We start from the raw sequence: 17,106 nt of genomic DNA, 5'->3' as shown, positions 1-17,106 counted from the left end.
CGTGTGCGCCTATAGACCCCTGATTTTTCCGTAAAATATAGCCTCCAGCATTTACCCCTGAAGATTTGACTTTTGGAGTTGCTTAAAATGTCTAACGAAACTGTCACTTATTCCCTAGAAGCTGTCCTGACAAGGATTGAGGGGAAAATCGACTCTCTGGAAAAACGCCTTGACGAGAAAATCGACTCTCTGGAAAAACGTATTGATGAGAAAATCGACTCTCTGGAAAAACGTATTGATGAGAAAATCGACTCTCTGGAAAACCGTATTGATGAGAGATTTGACAAGGTAGAAGACCGGTTAACTAAAGTAGAAATAGGACAGGCCGAACTCAAGGGAGATATTAAAGCTTTAGACGAAAAAATCAATGGATTAACTGCAAGGGTTGCCTATCAGGAATTCACCAATCGAGGAATTCTGATAGCATTGGTGGTCGCTATTTTAGGAGGTGCCGCTAAACTTTTTGGTTTTTTCCCTAATCCTTAGAAGTTGCCGGTAGCCGTACCTAGTAGATAGGCTCTTCCCCAAAATTTTTCGCTCATTACCCCGATCATTCGTTAGAATAGATTCAGAATTCAAGGATAAAATCTCATCTATGAATCCCGTTGTTTTGGTGCATGGTTTTCTGGACACTACTGCTGTTTTTAAACCGATGAGCGAGTATTTAAACTATCATGGTTGGCAGGTGCATAGTTTTAACCTAATTCCCAATCATGGTTACAAAAAGTTAGAAGTTTTAGCTGGTCAAGTGGAGAATTATATCGAGAAAAACTTTGCTAAAGAGCAGAAAGTAGATCTGATTGGGTTTAGTATGGGAGGATTAATTACCCGCTACTACCTGCAAAGATTGGGAGGAGTGGCAAGAGTGCAACGTTACCTAAATATTTCTGCACCGAATCGAGGCACGTTAACCGCGTATAGTTTACCCTTAGATGGGATTAGACAAATGCAGCCCGGGAGTCAATTTCTAGAGGATTTAAATCAAGATTGTCAACAAATTTTAAATAAAATTAAAACCACAATTATCTGGACTCCCTACGATTTAATGATATTTCCTGCCCATAGTTCCCGTTTATCGGTGGGTAAAGAAATTTCGATTCCCGTATTGCTCCATGCTTGGATGGTCAAAGATAGCAAAGTTTTAACAACAATTAAAGATACTTTATTAGAATAGAAATACTGGTTGTCTCCAATACCAGAACAAGGTCAAAATATCACCAACAAAAAAGTTAATTATCATCAAAAAAGCTTGACTTATGGTTATAATTGTGCTAATTCAAAAATGAAACGCATCAGCGGCGGACTTCGGGATTTGTATCATTAGAAGATTATTAAACCTCTAGGTTTAATCACTTAAATTAGCAGTTTCTAGCCATTTTTTACCCATTTCAATGGGAATACCGAGGGGAGGACAGAGGACTTTAATTAATTCAATTCCTCCCGTGATTAAAATGTTTCTTAGGTGAGAATTTTTCTTGATTTCTGCGTCAACTTGTGCGACAAAAGTTTGTTTTTCAATTTCGGTATTAGTGGAATAAGTTTGGGTGAGTTGGCTGATAAGTTGTTGGATTTCTTGGGCGGCTTCGGCTAAATTTTGGGGTGTGGCGTAATTATGAATAATGCCATCACCTTGTTCAATAATCTGGACGTTTTGGGGTTGAACAATGTTGTATTTAGAGCCTTGAGTATTTTCTGACATAGGTGTTTCTGAAGTTAAGTTATCTATTAAGACTATAGCATCCATAATAGAGAATTGAACAGCGAGATCATTTTCTGCTTCTAAGGCCTGACATAGGAGAGGAATTATTGATTCATCACCCATTTTTCCGAGACATTGAGCGGCTTTTATTCGCATTTGAGCATCGGAATGTTTTAGCCTTTTGGAAAAGGCTTCAATAACTAGCTGTAAATAGTCAGGCTTGAGTGCCATTTTAGGTTAAGGCATAACGAGAACCAATTTTACCGATTGCATCGGTGGCACTGAAACGAACGCTATCTTCTTCATCGGATAAGGCATTGATTAAAGCGGGAATAGCTTCTTCTAGTCCAATTTCACCTAAAGCCTCGGCTGCGTTCCTACGAACATCTTTATTAGAGTCTTCTAAAGCCTTGAGTAACTCTGCAATCGCTGCTTCCGAGCCAATTTTACCCAAAGCCTCGGCTGCGTACATACGAACATACTCATCAGAGTCTTCTAAAGCCTTGAGTAACCCCGGAATGGCTATTTCTGAGCCAATCTTACCCAAAGCCTCGGCTGCTTTGATACGAACATTCCAATGAGAGTCTTCTAAAGCCTTGAGTAACCCCGCAATCGCTGTTTCTGAACCAATCTTACCCAAAGCCTCGGCTGCGTACCCACAAACCTCAAAATAAGAGTCTTCTAAAGCCTTGAGTAACCCCGCAATGGCTGTTTCCGAGCCAATATTACCCAAAGCCTCGGCTGCTTTGATACGAACAAACCCATCAGAGTCTTCTAAAGCCTTGAGTAACCCCGGAATGGCTGTTTCCGAGCCAATTCTCCCCAAAGATTCAGCCGCTTTAGCGCGAATTTCGGGGTGGTTATCATCTAGTTTTTTAGAGAGGGAATTAACGGCGATTTTGGTATATTCATTAATTTTAATCATATTGTTTTCTATTTGGTGATTAGTTGTTAAAAAAATTGATTTTATTTATCAATTTTTGCCCTGAGAAATTCTTCTAATTTCTTCATATCTTCCGGACTAGGAGTCAGGGTAAATCGAGTTACACCTGGTTCAGTTCGCATTCTATCCATATAAATTCTTAAGGCTTCATCATCTTCTCGATGGGAGAGGACATATTTTCTTAATTCGGGGCGAGACATTTGGCAAAAATCAGGTTGATGATTCATCTTCAAACTCCACATTTCCGTTAGTTAATATGATAAAGCTAAGAGTTTCACCTGCTAGTATATAAATCTCCTTGCGTTTTTCATCACAGCGAAATAGATGAATATCGGTATAGAAATTAGACAGGGTTTAACACATTCTAAGGCAAGTAAGCATCTGTTGGGGGGGTGGGTATCATTATTGATGGATTTTTCCTCCAATTTACCAGTTTATCCCTGTGAGAAGTATAGCATCCTACAGTCCTTGAGATTGAGTAGATGATGAGGACGAGGTTTTTGTAGTAGAGTTAGGAATATTTTGACTATCCTCTCCAAAACTGGCTATCTCTGAAAAAGTAATAGGTGTATATCTGACGATTCAGCAAGAACCTATTGGTTTAGCAGTTACCAACCGAGTTGTTTTTTAGCATCTTCCCAAGTAATTCTTTGTCCTGATTGATCCTGTTGAATTGCTTCAGATAGGATTTCGGCAAACTCTTTGTCTTGTAAAATATCAAGAGTTTCTAACCAAGATTCAATTTGAGCGTAATTCAGGGCAACCATAATGGGTTGACCTTCTTTGGTAATAATAATAGGTTCGTCAGTCATTTGCTCAGACCATTCAACCAGCTTTTGTCCTGTTTCAGTAATGTTTAGATATTTAGTCATGTCAGCAATTAAAAGTTATCAAAAAAATCGGGTTTAAAACCTCGCCTTTTAAGGCGAAAAGTTTTCGGTATTTCTGCAAATGCGAGACGCACCCGCTTAAGCACAACTACGAACTAGAATCCTGAATCTGTCCATCACCTTTTTCAATAATCTGGACGTTTTTGGCATGGATAGTATATTTAGATTCTGACTTGACTGGAGATTGATTAGATAATTTTTGACCATCCTCTGCAAGTTTAGTTTCTACTGCTTCAATCATAGCTGCAAATTCCGATTGGCGGTGTAAGTTGATATCGAGAGTATTCATATCCTTAAGAATGTCGGTTAGGGAGGCGATGCGGTGGCGGATTTCGGTGTATAAATTGAGGTCATCGGTAATGCCTTGCAGATTGGCTAAACCGCCTGAGTGCATGGCATTTTCTAATTCTTGAATACGTCCTTCCCAATGTCGGATATATTGTAATCTTTCGATGGCTTTATGAATTCTTCTGGCATCTGGTAAAATAATCGGGAATATTCTTTGATAAAAGTCACCATTTCTGGCAATTTCTACTAATTCAAACATACAGTTTTCTGATTTTAAGTATCTATCGCTGATGACGGCGACGACACATTTCCCCCGTCCAATTTGCCGCATAAAGTTTTTGATGGAGTCTTTATAGCTGGTGTGGGTTTTATCCCGAATAATCTCAATTCCTTTAGCGTCAAATGCTTGGACGAGTTGATTAGCCATTTCGTTGCTGTCTTCTTGCCAGTTGTAGGAGATGTAAACTTGTTGATTCATGGGTTGGGAGAGGGGGTGATAGTATTTAAGTTTGTTTTGAATTGTGTCTAGTGCTTCTCTAGCTTGAGAGAGAGTATCGCCATTATTTAATGTGACAAAATCAGGATTTTTCAGGCATTTGATAAGTTCAGTCATCGCTGTTTCTGAGCTAATTTTACCCAAAGCGAAGGCTGCGTACCTACGAACATACTCATCAGAGTCTTCTAAAGCCTTGAGTAACCCCGCAATCGCTATTTCCGAGCCAATCTTACCCAAAGCGAAGGCTGCCTTCTTGCGAACATCCTTATTAGAGTCTTCTAAAGCCTTGAGTAATCCCGGAATCGCTGTTTCTGAACCAATCTTACCCAAAGCCGCGGCTGCCTCCCTACGAACAAACCCATCAAAGTGTTCTAAAGCCTTGAGTAACACCGGAATCGCTGTTTCTGAGCCAATATTACCCAAAGCCTCGGCTGCGTTCCAACGAACAAACCTATCAGAGTCTTTTAAAGCCTTGAGTAATCCCGGAATAGCTGTTTCTGAGCCAATATTACCCAAAGCGAAGGCTGCGTTCCAACGAACATTCCAATCAGAGTCTTCTAAAGCCTTGAGTAATCCCGGAATCGCTGTTTCTGAGCCAATCTCAGCCAAAACCTCGGCTGCCTTCCTACGAACATACTCATGAGAGTCTTCTAAAGCCTTGAGTAATCCCGGAATGGCTGTTTCTGAGCCAATATTAGCCAAAGCCTCGACTGCGTTCCCACGAACATCCTCATCAGAGTCTTCTAAAGCTTGACTTAACTGATTAACAACTTGATTAGACTTTGTTAATCCCAATAACTCCACCTTAAACCGTTTCGGCACATCCAACCCAAGCACTAACCCCACTGTCTGCTTTTGAAACTTAAAGTTGACTTCTCCTGCTAACCTCGCTCCTAATTTTAAATCAATCTCTAAACCTAATTTAACCACCCGTTTTGCTTGGGTTTCATTATCCAATAACCCCAACAGCAACGCCATAGGTTCCGTCCATTTGAGATAATTTAAATAGTCCCACTTTAACTGCTCATCCCTGAGATGGGGTAACTTTTTCTTTAATTCCTCAGCCGTGTAATATTCTTGAATCAGTTGATGGCGAAAAGCAATTTTATCATTACCTTCTAGGTGAATTAGATGATATTTCAATAAATCCTTTAACCACTGCTTACCGTAATATTCTGGGAATCCTTTATTTTTGATAAATTTGCTTAATTCTTCCTCTGCTTCTGTTCGGGAAATAGCCACTTGAATCTCGGTTTTTGACTCCCCTTGGGTCATTTTCCAAGCTAACACTTGCAGCAATTCTCGCCACCAATCCCGCGATTCTTGGTAAGTAGAAACATCTGCTTTTAATTTCTTGTCATAAATTCCTGTAAAAATCTGGAAAACTAAGCCCAAATTAGCAGGAATTTTGTTCTGATTATCATCAAAAACTGAACAAAGCATCCACAAAAGCAGGGGGGTTTCTCCCAATTCCTTGAGACGATTTCCCAACTGTTTAAGCATTTCTTCGCCTTTTTCAGGCAAATAGGCCTTGACAAAATCCCGCATCTGTGGTTCAGTCAGGGGAAGCATTTCCAGCTTTTTTTCAATGTTTAAGTCGTCGCTGCCTAAATCCCTTGTGGTGAAAATCATCGAAATTTCTGCATACTGCTGGCGAAAGTTTTTTAAATTCTGTCGTGCAGTATCTGAGGGCAATTCATTGATACCATCAAATAATAATAATGGTCTAAAATTCTGATTTTCTAACAGCCAACTTTCTAGGGTATTACTATCAATAATTAATTTATGGCGTTGCAGGAATTGTAAAATTAAATCAAGAATTGAGGTTTCATACAAGCGTAATTCGATGAGAATGGGAATTTGAATGATTTTAGCCTGATTTTGTTGATTTAGGCGCAAGCTTTGCACCGCTACGGATTCTTCTAATAATAATCTGGCTAAAGCGGTCGATTTTCCTGAACCGGGACGACCTTTTAAAAGAACGTGATTAGTTGCATACTTGCGTAAACCATCTAAAACAGTGAATCTTTCGGGTTTTTCTGGTCTTTCTGGTCTTTCTTGTCGGTTTTGTGGTTCTTTTTCAATCGTCTGTACCCACAAATCCCTTAGCAAAGGTGCAGTTTTCGCTGGGCGTGTTTTTCCCTCTACGTCCGTGAGGGTGTAAAATGTCTCCCACTGGGCGTACTTTTCCGAGATTGATTTGAGATAGGGAGTCCAGTCAATCATTGATGCTGTCAAGTATTTAAATTACCTGTTGAGACGAGGAAAAAGGCAACCCCCCAACCCCTAGCAGGGGTAGGGTTGATTCATGAATCAACCCTACTATGAATCAACCCTACCTTGCTTATTTTTAATTGTAGGCTAAGAAGATTTGGTCATGACTTACAAGATAGAATCGGAGTTTCTGCATCCCTCTCTCCTGTCAGACCGGGAAAACCCCATCCGAATATAAACACTCACGCTGCTGTCGTACCTTGTTCCAAGCACTTTAGCGTATATCTGGCACGAGTTTTAAGAATTGTTAATTGATCTGTTTTTGCCAACAACTCATCTAACTCAGCTACTTCATCAGCGCAGAGTAAAGATTCTGCATTTCTCGTCACTAAATCATCTAAACGGGTTTGCTCTACGAGGGACAATTGACAACTTGCCAGCGCTTTTAATTCATCCACACTCAAACCAATCAAACAATCTTCATCGAGTCCTAATGAATTGGCAAATCGAGAATAGGTGTTCCAGTCTAATAAAACCCCAACTCGTTCCCCTTGCTCATTTGTTAAGTATTCTACTGGCTTGGACATATTAGAAACACTCACAATACAATATAATCCTATTTTAGTAATTAATTCCAGAAAATGCCATCGATCGCCGATAAGGTTATCTTATTTTTGTTTTCCTAATTGTTAGGTTTTCTAAAAAGTTGAAAAAGTACGGGCGAAGCATTCGGATAGAAAATCTCTGGTTTCAGCGATAGGTTATTGTCCGAATGCTTCGCCCCTACAGGACGCAATTGCCGATAAGGTTATCCTATTTTTGTTTTCCTAATTGTTGGGCCTTATAAAAAGTTTCTAAACTGTGACTATCCCCGACAAAACGCCAGTGCCAGGGTTCATAATTAATACCCTGGGGATTATTTTCAGGGAAAGATAACTCGAAACTATACTGGGCAGCGTTATTTTGCAACCAACGAAAAGCGGCAGTATTGGCAAAACTGCTACTTAAATTTGTGGCGGGAGCGTGACCATCGCCAATATCGATCGCATAACCGGTATGATGTTCGCTGTAACCCGGAGGTGCGCTCACTTCTGCTCGTTTGCGGGTTTGCTGATTGCGTTGTTTTTTAACTTCAAAAAAGAGCTTTTCTTGGGTTGCTTTCGATCGAAATGCGGAAATCGGCATTAAAATCACCCCCGACCTTCTCGCGTCACTCTGCATCTGGATAAAAGCCTTGGCTGCTGCCTTCCTTAAACGCATACCACCATCCCCAGTAATAGGGGCTAATTCCGTCTCCGGGGCCTCTTGATAGGGTAAATGACCTAGAATGTTCTCAATGGGGCTAGGAGTGGCTTTAATCAGGGGGGAGGGGTTAATAACCGGTTTTTTTACGGTAGCAGGGGGACGATTCAAGACTGCTATGGCAATTAGGCCAGTTCCCACCAGAGCAAGTAAACCGCTTGCGATCGCTATGAGACCATTAGGATTAGTAGTTTTTCTGTACTGGTTGTCCCGCAAAGCTTCGGGAATATCATCGATCGGTTTCACGGTTTACTTGCCCTCCTGCACGATAATTACATTATTCCCCGGCCACTCCATCTTGACGAGCAGCCTGTTGAACGGCGGCGGCCACAGCCGTAACTACACGACCATCAAAAACCGAGGGAATAATATTCTCTCGATCGAGATTAGCAGGAGTGATCAAAGAAGCGATCGCTTTGGCCGCTTCCAGATACATATTATCGGTGATTGCCCTAGCGCGACAGTCCAGGGCCCCGCGAAATAATCCGGGGAAAGCGAGAACATTGTTGATCTGATTGGGATAATCGCTGCGTCCGGTAGCCACCACGGCCACTAAATCATTGATTAATTCCGGTTGAATTTCGGGAATGGGATTAGCCATGGCAAACACGATCGCATTTTTAGCCATTCCCTTAACCATTTCGGGAGTCAATACCCCCGGTGCGCTCACCCCCAGGAAGACATCAGCGCCTTTGAGAGCATCCCCTAGCTTACCACTGGCGGCCACGGCCCAAGCTTGTTTTTCTGGGGTTAAATCGTCCCGGTTTTGGGAGAGGATACCATGGGAATCACAGAGGATTATATCTGTGGCTCCTGCGGTTTTAAAGAGGGTAGCGATGGCGATTCCCGCTGCACCTGCACCATTAATGACGATTTTGACTGTATCAAGCGATTTTTTGACAAATTTGAGGGCATTAATCAGGGCAGCCAGGGAAACGATCGCTGTACCGTGTTGATCATCGTGGAAAACGGGAATATTTAATTCCGCTCGCAGACGTTTCTCGATTTCAAAACAGCGTGGAGCGCCGATATCCTCTAGGTTAATACCCCCAAAAACCGGAGCGATTCTTTTGACGGTTGCGATGATTTCTTCGGGGTCCTGGGTGGCTAAACAGATGGGAAAAGCATCAATTCCGGCGAATTCCTTGAATAACATCGCTTTCCCTTCCATGACTGGCAAGGCAGCCTCTGGCCCGAGATTTCCTAATCCTAATACCGCGCTACCATCGGTAACTACAGCGACGGTGTTGCCCTTGATGGTCAATGAGTACACTTGTTCGGGGTCGTGGGCGATAGCGGTGCAGATGCGACCAACTCCGGGGGTGTAGGCCATGGCCAGGTCATCTTGGGAGGTGAGGGGAATACGACTTTCAATGGAGATTTTACCCCGACGATGGAGATCGAAGGTGCGATCGGAAACTTTCAGAAGTTTAACATCTGGTAGAGCTTTAACTGCGGCGATAATCTGTTCCGCTTGGTCGGTACTAGCGGCATCAACCATAATCTCGCGGGTGCTAATCTTTAAATTGCGTTCGATCAGAGAAATTTGCCCTAAATTCCCCCCCACATCGGCGATCGCATTGAGGACAGAAGCGAAGGTTCCCGCTTGATTGGGGATTTCTATCTTGAGACTTAAACTATAGCTAGGATTGGGCGTTAAATGAACCATGCTGAAGGCTTCCAATACTGATAAATATTGATTATCTTCTATCTGTGAGGGACTTTGGTATCTAATCGCGCAGTTTCTTTAGCTATTAGGGTCTCTCTGGGCCTAATACCAGGGGAGCGGGGTGTGGGGTGTGGGGTGTGGGGTGTGGGGAGATGGCAAATTAGGTTAGACTTCATCTTAATGAGAAAGACTGTAAATATGACTAGAGAATTATATCCAGCGATCGATCCCTATGGTACTGGTTACTTAAAAGTATCGGCTCTCCACACAATTTATTATGAAGAAGTGGGCAATCCCCAGGGTAAACCGGTAGTATTTCTCCATGGCGGGCCCGGAGGTGGTATTGAGGGGATTTATCGTCAGTATTTCGATCCGCAGAAATGGAGAATTGTCCTTTTTGATCAACGGGGTTGCGGTAAAAGTACCCCTCACGCTGAGTTAAGAGAAAATAACACCTGGCTGTTAGTGGCAGATATCGAAAAACTACGAGAATTATTAAAAATCGAGCGCTGGGTAGTTTTTGGCGGTAGTTGGGGAAGTACCCTATCTTTAGCCTACAGTCAAACCCATCCCGAACGCTGTTTAGGCTTAATTTTGCGCGGAATTTTTCTACTGCGAGAAAAAGAATTAAAATGGTTTTATCAAGAGGGAACCAGTTATATTTTTCCCGATATTTGGCAGAATTATTTAGCACCTATTCCCCCGGAGGAAAGGGGAGATTTGCTGACAGCTTATTATCGGCGCCTGACTAGCGATAACCCCCAAATCCGTCTAGAAGCTGCCAAAGCTTGGTCAATTTGGGAGGGAAGTACCAGCAAATTAATTCCTGCGGACAATTTAATCGAGAGATTCGGTCAGGATAATTTTGCCGAAGCTTTTGCACGCATTGAATGCCATTATTTTGTCAATAAGGGTTTTTTAGAAACGGATAACCAACTGATCGAAAATGTTGATAAAATCCGCCATATTCCCGCGGTTATCGTGCAAGGACGTTATGATATTGTTTGTCCGATTATTTCTGCTTGGGAATTACATCAAGCTTGGCCGGAAGCGGAATTGATCATTGTTGCCGATGCGGGACATTCGATGACAGAAGTGGGAATTCGTAGTGCTTTAATTGAGGCTACCGATAAATTTTCTCATTTATAGATAAGCTAGTTATCGTGATGATTTTGCCAAATTTCTTCGTAGGCTTTTTCCATATCTATCGTAAATTTTTTGGCATTCCAGAGGGTAGATGTATGACGAGATTGACGTAATTGATAACGAATTTCTTCCCTTAAATTTTGATCTAATCCTAACTTAATTCCCCACTGCACATATTCTTCATCACTCCAAGCTATACCCTGACTAATGCCGGCATTAATACCAATAATGACTAATTTCTAGGGGTTCTCTTTCTATCAGTTCTTCGTAAAACTGGCTAACTTGCCAGAAATCCCCTTGGATAATTGCCGATTCAACTTGGGAATGCCAAGACATAAGTATTTATCCTTAAGTGTCTCTACTAGCGTACCCAAATAGAAGCAAAATTTTTCTATATAAGTAAAATTTATCAGTTGCTCAGGGGTTGGGTTTTGGGGTGGTCACTGCGTGCGCGTTGCGCGGGGGGTTTTGGGGTGTTAGGGTTTTGGGGTGTTCGGATTTTAGTTGAAATTCCCCATTCCCCCATTCCCCCACGTCCCCCCCCCGTCCCCACTTCCCCACTTCCCCCACTTCCCACTCTCTACCCAGTTTCAACGCGTCCCAGCTTACCATCAATCTCAGCCAAGAGTCAGTTTTTTGAAAGATTTTCTAAATAAACCAATAAATCGGCCATAGCTTGAGGATCAGGCTGAAATTTCGGCATTGGCGGGGTTTTACCGCTAATTACCTGTTCAATCAGACTAATTCTCGATTTTCGATGGGAAACGTCCTCTAAACTTGGTCCAACGATACCATCAGCAAACTGACCGTGACAAGCAGCACAGTTAATTTGAAAGATTTCGTAACCGCGACTGACATTACCTTGTAGGGATAACACCTCTTTAATGTAGGGATCCGACATCTTAGCCAGATTAAAGGTGATTAAATAGGTGCTAATCAGGAACAAAACCACGATTATAACCATTGAGAATCGATAAAGCCCGAATTTTGGTTTAAGTAACTGACTATTCACGAAGGCCGCCAAAGGAAAGATGAGTTTCTCTTTACATTTTGCAACTTTTTGCCCGAAAATTCCACCACCGCTGCTAGAGATAGGGAAATGGGGAATAATATAAGGCAAAAGTACATCTTTTTCTAACCCTCTAGCAATGAACCTATTAACCAGACTGGAAGATTGGCCTCATATTATCCTACCTATCACCATCGTCCTCAGTTTCCTGCTGTTGGGATGGCTCGTAGAAAAGCGCGTTGTCAGTCAACTTTTATCGATTGCCAGAGAAAAAAACCTGCGTTTCTCGGAAGGGGTTTTACGTTCCCTTCGTGGATTAAGCATACTTTGGTTCGGACTTTTGGGTTTAAATATTGCCCTCTCCCTTCCCAATCTTCCCCTCTTTCCCTACCTGATTCTCCTGAGCAAAAAATTGCTGCTAGTGGCTTTTTTAGCTTCGGCTACTTGGGTTATTGCTCAATTATCCGTGGAAATATTACGATTTTATACCACGGGAGATGATGGCATTTCTTCCCTAACTTCCCTATTTGAATTTCTCGCCAAAGTTCTGATTTTTAGCTGCGGTTTTTTGCTTATTTTAAGCTCGATTGGCATTTCGATCACTCCCATGCTTACTGCCTTTGGTATTGGGGGCGTCTCCCTCGGTTTAGCTCTCCAAAATACCCTAGCTAATTTAATGTCAGGGATTAATATTATCACTTCTAAAAAAGTTAGACCGGGAGATTATATTGAACTGAGAACTGGAGAAGCTGGTTATGTGCGAGATGTGGATTTAAGATGCACAGTCATCGAAGAAATTACCAATAATCTTTTAGTTATTCCCAATGCTCAGATCATTTCTTCTAGTTTCCGTAACTATAGTTTACCGGATAACTCCCTACTGATTCCCGTGGAAGTGGGCATTAGTTACGATAGTGACTTAGAAAAAGTCGAAAAAGTCACCCTAGAAGTAATGCAAGAAATCGCCCATTTATTGCAACCTAACCTCGGTGACTATCAACCCTTTATTCGTTATCATAAATTCGATTACTATAGTATCCTGCTGACGGTTTATCTCAGGGTGGTAGAAGAGGAGTTTTTTCAACACCTCACCATTAAACACGAATTTATTAAACTCCTACACCGACGCTATCAGCAAGAAGGAATTAAAATTCCCTATCCGATTTTTTTTCCCTATCCCCCCACTAATCCCCCTAGTTAATCTCAATTTGCTATGGCAACCAAAAATTTCAATGCCCGGGCAGCTTATAACTGATAATTCTCCTCAAAAAACTTACGGGTCATCGGTTGAGCAACTTCAAGACCGTGGCCTTCTCCTAGCAATTCTAGGGGTTTTCCTTCCACTTGAATCCAGACTTTAGCATTGGGATCTTTGCCGGTAGTAGTATAGATGATTTGTGCCAAACGACCGATCAACATATCAGGTCCATCATCATTGCCAAACTCCCGCGAGAGATTAATCTTAATTCCCGTTTTATCTACTTTTAAATCAAGTAATTTAGTCCCGGGGGGAATAGTAGTCATATCCTGAGGATTGCTTGGACCAGCTAATAGAATCTTCAATACTGCTGTTAACTCTCCCTCGCGGCTATCCGCTTTTTGAACGGTAATTTCTTGGCTGACTAATTGATTACCCGTATCGGTCACTTTTAACCAATAAACCTGTCGAGTTTCCCTAACAGGAATAGCTGCAGGAGTTGCTGTCGGATTTGTCTTCACTGGACCAGGAGAAAGCGGTTCAACAATTGGTGATTGACTTATCGGCACCGGACTGGGAGATTCAATCGGGTTTTCACTGGTTTTCTGGGAGGAAGATAGGTGATGGACGGCAAACCAAGCAGTGGCCCCACCAGCAGTAAATAAAGCGAGGCCGATACCAATTATCCAAGGCAAAGAGATTTTATCACTAGAGCGAGAACTAGGCATAATTCAGTTATCAGTTATCAGTTATCAGTTATCAGTTATCAGTTATCAGTTATCAGTTATCAGTTATCAGTTATCAGTTATCAGTTATCAGTTATCAGTTATCAGTCGAACGCTTTTATTCTCCCCCCGCAACGCGCACGAAGTGGTCTCCCTACTTCCCCACCACCCCACTTCATAATTCATAATTCATAATTCCCACTTCGGATCTCCTGTTTTCCGACCGTTAAATTTAATTGGGGTTCCCCGATCGAGGTTCAATTCTGCCAAAGGCGGCTATACTCAGCTTATCATCGTCGATCTGCAATTGTAGAAGGCGGGCGATAATTCCTTGTTTCTCGAAGTTTTTTAAATCTAACTGAGTGGATATACCCTCGGCAAACCCTTTGAGAAGGCGCGAGGAGATGCGACGACCATTAAGAGTGGCTGTGGGGTCAATAAGCTCGATTTTTCGCCCCTGCACTAGCTTAAATCCCACTTCTAGGCTAAGATCGAGGCTGGCTGCCGGGCCGTCCGGTCTTTGGGTCTCCAGCTGCAGGCTGAGGGCAACTCGATTATTATTAAGAAAGTTAAAATTTGCTTGACTAAATTGATATTTTGTGCTGCCCAATTCTTCCCTAGAGGGAATCAGATTATTAATCAGGGTCTGAATTGGTTCTTTGACCGCTGCCGATTGTAAAGCTTGATTAACATTAGTTTCCGTGAGGACAAGATGCAACGCCCCCGCAGCCGGTCGGCGCAGAGCGGCGGCTAAATTGCCGTTTTTTTGCTGTAATCGCCGCAAATCGAGGCTAATTGGCTCAGTTTCTAGCTCGATCTTCTCAATGCGAACATCAGCAAGGGGATAAATTCCCCGTGCAGAAATGCGAACTCGATCGATTTTGCCTTGCAGAGCCTGATAATTGGGAGTGTTATCGACTCTCACGGCTAATTGTTCCACTTTTTCCACTTGCGAGCGAAGGGTATCGGCTAAAACCCGATCGATAATTGCCCCTGCGGGAGTTAACAGGGTCAAAACACTAGCGAGAGTGATTGTTAGCCATTCCATCGCTCAACTACATCCATCCGGCTAAATTTTGCCAAGCATTAGTCAAAAGCTGACTTAACCAACGTCGCTGCACTTGATCTAAAATCGGGTCTTCTGCGAGAATTTCTTCAGTCAGATCATCTAGAGATTGACCCTGAGCGCGGGCCATTCTAATAATTCCCGCAATCACAGCAGCGATCATCTCCTCATCGACGGGACGCTGTCGGAGGGCGGCAATTTCTTCGGGGGTAGTCGGGATAGGATAATTCATAATCAGATGGTCCTGGCTGTGTATTAATCTAGATATGTAAAGTTTTTTTAACTTTTTTCAGAAAACTTTTTGTGTAGTCTAGCGTAATCAGACGATTTTTGGGTGTAATAGCTAAATCAAGATGAGAGAAATCCTTTACAGAGAAATTCCGACTCCCGACTCGATCGCCGTTTGTCAGTGGTTACAATCCGATTGGCAACCTGCCAGCGGTGTCAAGACAAATACACCTAACGGGGTGAGATTGCGCTTATCGGAGGCGATCGAATTGTCGATCTTTGTCTGGACGCTGCAACGGACTACTTATTTAAAAGTTTTCCGCTGGGGTCAGCGATCGCATAATCAAGAAACATCCCTGACTCAGCAGCTTGATCGAGCTTTACAAAAGCGTTTTCCGCCGCAGTATAACACGATACCAAACATCGATCAAAAAAATCACTCAATTTTTACAGATTTAGAAGCGGACTACCCCCTAACGGTTCACTACTTCCGCAAAATGCCCCAAGGGGAGGCGGACTTAGGACGCTTGTACTGGTGGGAAAAACGTTGGCGCGACAGTGCCAAAAATCCCCAACAACCGCAGCCGGTAATTTTCTCCAGCAGTGAGGAAAATGAGCATCCCATCGCCTACGACTTAATTTATATTGGTGGTGCCTTGGGGGCAATTCATGCGGCACAGATGGCCAAATTAGGTTATCGAGTCCTCCTAGTAGAAAGACTGCCTTTCGGACGGATGAATCGGGAATGGAATATCTCTCGATCGGAGTTTCAAAGTTTAATTAATTTAGGCCTATTTACCGCCGAGGAATTCGAGGAATTAATCTTCCAAGAATACCTCGATGGCTTTAATAAGTTTTTTGATGGCAATAATCCCCCCCATCTAAAAGCCCAAATTCTCCATACTCCCACGGTTTTAAATATCGCCATTAATTCCGATCAATTGCTGCAATCCTGCGGTAAAAAAATACAGAATCATGGCGGTAAAATTCTCGATCAAACGGAATTTATCAAGGCTGATATTACCGCCAATAGTGTTACTATCACCATCAATCATGGTGGAGAAATTCAACAGATCAAAGGCCGTTTATTGATTGATGCTATGGGTTCCGCCTCTCCCATCGCTTGGCAATTAAACGGAGTGCGTGCCTTTGATAGTGTCTGTCCGACGGTGGGGGCAGTAGTAGAAGGATTCGAGCCAGTGGTGTGGGATTCTCACTATGGCGATGTCTTAAATTCCCATGGCGATATTTCTAAAGGCAGACAACTTATTTGGGAATTGTTTCCGGGGGAAGGAAAAGAATTAACTTTCTATCTATTTCACTATCATCAAGTCCATCCCGATAACCCCGGTTCTCTGTTGGAAATGTACGAAGATTTCTTTACTATTCTGCCAGAATATCGACAGTGTGACCCAGAAAAATTAACTTGGAAAAAACCAACTTTTGGTTATATACCAGGGCATTTCAGCACAGGAAAAAAAGATCGAATTGTCTCCTTTGACCGCATTTTGGCCATCGGTGATGCCGCCTCCCTGCAATCACCCTTAATCTTTACTGGATTCGGTTCTTTGGTGCGTAATTTAGAGCGCTTAACCCATCTTTTGGATACCGCATTGAAACACGATTTACTAACAGCTAAAGACCTAGAAAATGTGCGGGCCTATCAAAGTAATGTGGCGGTAACTTGGTTATTTTCTAAAGGAATGATGGTTCCCACAGGAAAAACCTTACCACCCCAAAGAATTAACGCCATGTTAAACACATTTTTCGGTTTATTGGCCGACGAACCGCCGGAGGTTTCCGAAACCTTTATTAAGGATAAAACCGATTGGTTAACCTTTAGCCGTTTAGCAATTAAAGCGGCCAGAAAAAACCCCGCTTTACTGTTATGGATAGCAGAAATGGCCGGCAGTCAGGATTTAATTCGTTGGTTGGGTTCCTATCTCGATTTTAGCCTTGATGGAGTCAAAAATCTGCTTTTTGGTTCCTGGTTTCCCCAATGGTTAAAAAACTCGCAAAGTTGGCTAGAAAAGGACAATCCTCGCCTCTGGTTAAAGCTATTGAGTTTTAATTATGGACTAAGACATTAAGTAGGGGCTCTTCTAGGTTCTGTGTGATAAGTTTAATTGACATAGGATCGATCGATCTTTGTGTCCTTTGTGTCTTTGTGGTTCGTTCCACCCCCTCGCTCTTGAGAAATGTATCTTAGAATACATTTTACCCACCAAAGCTG

19 protein-coding genes and 1 pseudogene are annotated in these 17,106 nt (G+C 42.5%); 6 read left to right on the top strand and 14 right to left on the bottom strand.

Features of this window, described 5'->3' with window-relative positions; genetic code table 11:
• Window positions 1–87 precede the first annotated feature (87 nt).
• Together ACE1AQ_RS07565 and ACE1AQ_RS07560 are read left to right on the top strand one after the other, a co-directional pair.
• Window positions 88–486 (top strand): DUF4164 domain-containing protein, encoded by a 399-nt coding sequence (locus ACE1AQ_RS07565; RefSeq protein ID WP_004163221.1) that lies wholly within the window; start codon window positions 88–90, stop codon window positions 484–486.
• Window positions 487–595: 109 nt separating this feature from the next.
• Window positions 596–1,174 carry a triacylglycerol lipase gene (locus tag ACE1AQ_RS07560; protein ID WP_008196995.1) on the top strand — a complete coding sequence of 193 codons (579 nt, stop codon included), beginning with the start codon at window positions 596–598 and terminating at the stop codon, window positions 1,172–1,174.
• Window positions 1,175–1,345: 171 nt separating this feature from the next.
• On the opposite strand, the gene ACE1AQ_RS07555 is transcribed toward ACE1AQ_RS07560, so the two are convergent.
• The 9 genes from ACE1AQ_RS07555 to ACE1AQ_RS07515 all read right to left on the bottom strand — a co-directional run bounded on the left by ACE1AQ_RS07555 (window position 1,346) and on the right by ACE1AQ_RS07515 (window position 9,501).
• Entirely contained in the window at window positions 1,346–1,930 is a 585-nt protein-coding gene (locus ACE1AQ_RS07555; protein ID WP_110543662.1) for a HEAT repeat domain-containing protein, read from the bottom strand.
• 1 nt (window position 1,931) lies between these two features.
• The gene (locus ACE1AQ_RS07550) at window positions 1,932–2,624 is read right to left on the bottom strand and encodes a HEAT repeat domain-containing protein (protein WP_110543659.1); all 693 of its coding nucleotides are present in this window, start codon (window positions 2,622–2,624) and stop codon (window positions 1,932–1,934) included.
• A gap of 41 nt (window positions 2,625–2,665) precedes the next feature.
• The gene (locus ACE1AQ_RS07545) at window positions 2,666–2,869 is read right to left on the bottom strand and encodes a DUF6887 family protein (RefSeq protein ID WP_002760296.1); all 204 of its coding nucleotides are present in this window, start codon (window positions 2,867–2,869) and stop codon (window positions 2,666–2,668) included.
• Entirely contained in the window at window positions 2,853–2,993 is a 141-nt protein-coding gene (locus ACE1AQ_RS07540; protein WP_371413466.1) for a DUF6888 family protein, read from the bottom strand. The genes ACE1AQ_RS07545 and ACE1AQ_RS07540 overlap by 17 nt, the downstream gene beginning before the upstream one ends.
• Before the next feature lie 257 nt (window positions 2,994–3,250).
• Window positions 3,251–3,514 (bottom strand): type II toxin-antitoxin system Phd/YefM family antitoxin, encoded by a 264-nt coding sequence (locus tag ACE1AQ_RS07535; protein ID WP_002750215.1) that lies wholly within the window; start codon window positions 3,512–3,514, stop codon window positions 3,251–3,253.
• Window positions 3,515–3,620: 106 nt separating this feature from the next.
• Window positions 3,621–6,542, bottom strand: coding sequence for a HEAT repeat domain-containing protein (locus ACE1AQ_RS07530; protein WP_374808162.1), 2,922 nt, complete (start codon window positions 6,540–6,542; stop codon window positions 3,621–3,623).
• 230 nt (window positions 6,543–6,772) lie between these two features.
• A complete protein-coding gene (locus tag ACE1AQ_RS07525) occupies window positions 6,773–7,117 on the bottom strand; it encodes a hypothetical protein (protein WP_002754005.1) in 345 nt (114 codons plus the stop codon).
• 226 nt (window positions 7,118–7,343) lie between these two features.
• Entirely contained in the window at window positions 7,344–8,078 is a 735-nt protein-coding gene (locus ACE1AQ_RS07520) for a D-alanyl-D-alanine carboxypeptidase family protein (RefSeq protein WP_110543655.1), read from the bottom strand.
• 31 nt (window positions 8,079–8,109) lie between these two features.
• Window positions 8,110–9,501: an NAD-dependent malic enzyme gene (locus ACE1AQ_RS07515; protein WP_008197030.1), complete on the bottom strand. Its 1,392-nt coding sequence runs from the start codon at window positions 9,499–9,501 to the stop codon at window positions 8,110–8,112.
• 198 nt (window positions 9,502–9,699) lie between these two features.
• Here ACE1AQ_RS07515 and pip point away from each other — a divergent pair, with 198 nt between their 5' ends.
• On the top strand, window positions 9,700–10,650 hold the full coding sequence (gene pip / locus ACE1AQ_RS07510; protein WP_110543653.1) for a prolyl aminopeptidase: 951 nt from the start codon (window positions 9,700–9,702) through the stop codon (window positions 10,648–10,650).
• Between the two features lie 5 nt (window positions 10,651–10,655).
• On the opposite strand, the pseudogene ACE1AQ_RS07505 reads toward pip, so the two are convergent.
• Together ACE1AQ_RS07505 and ACE1AQ_RS07500 are read right to left on the bottom strand one after the other, a co-directional pair.
• Window positions 10,656–10,865, bottom strand: a pseudogene (locus ACE1AQ_RS07505) (hypothetical protein); the annotation flags it as partial.
• A gap of 410 nt (window positions 10,866–11,275) precedes the next feature.
• Window positions 11,276–11,611: a cytochrome c gene (locus ACE1AQ_RS07500; RefSeq protein ID WP_008197037.1), complete on the bottom strand. Its 336-nt coding sequence runs from the start codon at window positions 11,609–11,611 to the stop codon at window positions 11,276–11,278.
• A 184-nt stretch (window positions 11,612–11,795) separates the two neighbouring features.
• Here ACE1AQ_RS07500 and ACE1AQ_RS07495 point away from each other — a divergent pair, with 184 nt between their 5' ends.
• Complete coding sequence (locus ACE1AQ_RS07495) at window positions 11,796–12,857, top strand: mechanosensitive ion channel family protein (RefSeq protein ID WP_110543650.1); 1,062 nt, start codon at window positions 11,796–11,798, stop codon at window positions 12,855–12,857.
• A gap of 44 nt (window positions 12,858–12,901) precedes the next feature.
• On the opposite strand, the gene ACE1AQ_RS07490 is transcribed toward ACE1AQ_RS07495, so the two are convergent.
• A complete protein-coding gene (locus ACE1AQ_RS07490; protein ID WP_008197042.1) occupies window positions 12,902–13,582 on the bottom strand; it encodes a GerMN domain-containing protein in 681 nt (226 codons plus the stop codon).
• Here ACE1AQ_RS07490 and ACE1AQ_RS07485 point away from each other — a divergent pair.
• On the top strand, window positions 13,497–13,760 hold the full coding sequence (locus tag ACE1AQ_RS07485; RefSeq protein ID WP_374808170.1) for a hypothetical protein: 264 nt from the start codon (window positions 13,497–13,499) through the stop codon (window positions 13,758–13,760). The two genes, ACE1AQ_RS07490 and ACE1AQ_RS07485, sit on opposite strands and share 86 nt — an antisense overlap.
• 51 nt (window positions 13,761–13,811) lie before the next feature.
• Here ACE1AQ_RS07485 and ACE1AQ_RS07480 read toward each other — a convergent pair whose 3' ends face one another.
• Window positions 13,812–14,627, bottom strand: coding sequence for a DUF2993 domain-containing protein (locus ACE1AQ_RS07480; RefSeq protein WP_008197044.1), 816 nt, complete (start codon window positions 14,625–14,627; stop codon window positions 13,812–13,814).
• 7 nt (window positions 14,628–14,634) lie between these two features.
• Complete coding sequence (locus ACE1AQ_RS07475) at window positions 14,635–14,877, bottom strand: hypothetical protein (RefSeq protein ID WP_008197045.1); 243 nt, start codon at window positions 14,875–14,877, stop codon at window positions 14,635–14,637.
• Between the two features lie 121 nt (window positions 14,878–14,998).
• On the opposite strand from ACE1AQ_RS07475, the gene ACE1AQ_RS07470 reads away from it, so the two are divergent.
• On the top strand, window positions 14,999–16,963 hold the full coding sequence (locus ACE1AQ_RS07470) for a hypothetical protein (RefSeq protein ID WP_008197047.1): 1,965 nt from the start codon (window positions 14,999–15,001) through the stop codon (window positions 16,961–16,963).
• Window positions 16,964–17,106: the final 143 nt, after the last annotated feature.

Source organism: Microcystis sp. BLCC-F209, assembly GCF_041928595.1.
Lineage (GTDB): Bacteria > Cyanobacteriota > Cyanobacteriia > Cyanobacteriales > Microcystaceae > Microcystis.
This window is presented reverse-complemented; position numbering and strand designations above follow the sequence as displayed.